Origin of the sequence: Caballeronia sp., assembly GCF_049581465.1 — a bacterium.
In the GTDB taxonomy this organism is placed as follows: domain Bacteria; phylum Pseudomonadota; class Gammaproteobacteria; order Burkholderiales; family Burkholderiaceae; genus Caballeronia.
Genome location: NZ_JBAUSA010000270.1, coordinates 1 through 1,999 on the forward strand (window position 1 = coordinate 1; position 1,999 = coordinate 1,999).

General features: G+C 55.6%; 5 protein-coding genes. All 5 read left to right on the forward strand.

All coding sequences use genetic code 11. The annotated features are described in order from the left end of the window. On the forward strand, positions 1-265 hold a 265-nt coding region (locus WCA53_RS06660), incomplete at its 5' end, for a hypothetical protein (RefSeq protein WP_423907168.1). A gap of 49 nt (positions 266-314) precedes the next feature. After that, positions 315-710: a DUF7682 family zinc-binding protein gene (locus tag WCA53_RS06665; RefSeq protein WP_423907170.1), complete on the forward strand. Its 396-nt coding sequence runs from the start codon at positions 315-317 to the stop codon at positions 708-710. Positions 711-849: 139 nt separating this feature from the next. Next, the gene (locus tag WCA53_RS06670; RefSeq protein ID WP_423907172.1) at positions 850-1,530 is read left to right on the forward strand and encodes a Lar family restriction alleviation protein; all 681 of its coding nucleotides are present in this window, start codon (positions 850-852) and stop codon (positions 1,528-1,530) included. Positions 1,531-1,599: 69 nt separating this feature from the next. Then, positions 1,600-1,737, forward strand: a complete 138-nt coding sequence (locus tag WCA53_RS06675; RefSeq protein ID WP_423907174.1) for a hypothetical protein — start codon at positions 1,600-1,602, stop codon at positions 1,735-1,737. 75 nt (positions 1,738-1,812) lie between these two features. Continuing rightward, positions 1,813-1,999: hypothetical protein (locus WCA53_RS06680; RefSeq protein WP_423907176.1), on the forward strand; the 187-nt coding region annotated here is incomplete at its 3' end.

Genomic DNA, 1,999 nt, shown 5'->3' on the forward strand with positions numbered 1-1,999 from the left:
CCACCGTCCCGGGGCATGCACACATCACCATCTGAAACTCGATTCGCACGGCGGTATCGTCACGTGCGTCGACTGCAAGATCTCGCTCAGCACCTTCTGGGCTCTGACAATGGAGCAATACCAACTCGCGCTTGCGAATATCGATCGCCTCACCGAGCGGCTAACTTTCGCCAACGCTCGCATCATCAGCCTGTCTGCTGCACTCGAAGAACAGAAATGTAGCGGGAAAGGCGACTCAAACAATGCCCAAAGCCGGCTTGACTGAAGCGATTTGCGTGGTCCAATAACTCATCGAAAACCACGTGCCACCAGCAATGAAAAGAACCTTCGAATGCGGTCACAGCGGCAAGGGCCAGTATTGCCATGCCTGTGCGGCGACTGCCAAAGCCCGAGAGGACCTTCGCCACACACGAAATCAAAAGCGTGACGCGAAGCGCCTTGCTGCCGCAGCCGGCGCTGTCGACCTCTCCATCGTTGACCATCTCGGCGCGGTCCAACGCGAAGCGCGAGAGCTTTTGTCCAAGGTCAATTGCGGCACGCACCCGTATGCCCTGAGAGGGAAATCGTTAAAATCCACGTCTGGACTCATCCTTTCCGTGCCAGTCGGGCGTTCATATCGACTTCTGTTTGATGGACCGACCCTCGCACCGCTACGGCTCGTGAGCCACGAAGACTACAACACGATCGCTGATAATCAAGTGGCCGCCTGATTCGCATTCATCAGACGTATTTGAGCATCGCACCGTTTTTGGCGATCGATATTTCTGAATTAATATCAAGTAATACATTTCGCTTACTGGTTCCAGATAGCTTCGGCATACTTTGCTCGACAACCAAAACTTACGCGTGATGACTGACGAACTCTTTCCCTGTGACCACTGTGGCGGCAACTTCAAAATCGGATGGTCCCAACGGGTGAAAGCACGGATTGGAGAATCGGAGTTCGACTATTCGCAGTTTGGTCGCGAAACGGAAGGCCCTCCGATCATTGGCGACACCTGTCGCCGCCCTCTAAGTGCGCCCCAGACGGAGCGCCTGGTTTGCATTTACTGCCAGAACGAAGATTGCGGCATGCAGACGCCATGGGAACCGATTGGCGACGATGAACACGCGGCCATGGCGAAAGTCGGGGCTGTATGGAACCGGCGCACCCGGCGCCCCTCGTGTTTGGACGGCGACCTCCTTGATCTCATTCGGAAGGAGCTCTCGGCTGTCGATGCTCCGTTCATTCTGGATCTTCTCGCCCGCAACAGCGAGAAATGGGAGGAGCGAGGCCCCCAGCTAGCGATGGCGGCGCAAAAGATAGTCGATAGTAAAATTACGATGCGCGACTTCTGGGCGATCGACCCCGTTCTGAAGGACGCGTCCCGCTACCGCAAGCTGGTGCAGCTCGTAAAAGTCCTGTACATCGACCAGATAGCCCACCTTCAATTCCCTCGAGTTGTTGCGGTCGGGGGCATGGAGCACCACGCGTTCGAAGATCGAATAGCCGCATCGGTAGACGAGCTTCCAGATCGAAACCGCTGGTGATCGACTTGACTTCCGTGCACATCGGGCAAGATGAATCAAACCTCTGCCCTTCCTCACTGGAGCAACACAATGTCAACCTTAGAGTTCATCCGCGCGGTAGTCCGCTATCGCAAAGATCTCGCGTTTCCCTTGACTGTACTCGGCGCGCTGGTCATCGCCCTGACGTATCACGCGTTGACCAACCCCATGCTGGCTTGGCTCCAGTGAGCGAATGAGAACACCCCTATCTGCGTCTTCGCTTTGCGCCCACTCATGTGGGCTTCTTTCAGGACCGGGGCCGTCGTGGACATTGAATGTGCCAGCCGCATCGCCATGCGATGCCTGATTGAACTAACGCATTCCCCTTTTGCGCAGTTCAGCATTGCAATCCTTATCTTGCTGTTTGTCGGTTTGTCGGTTCGCAAATTGCAATCGCCGTGCAGCGAATTCCGGACTCACTCTTACAGTGTTGGACTGAGGGAAGCAAAAG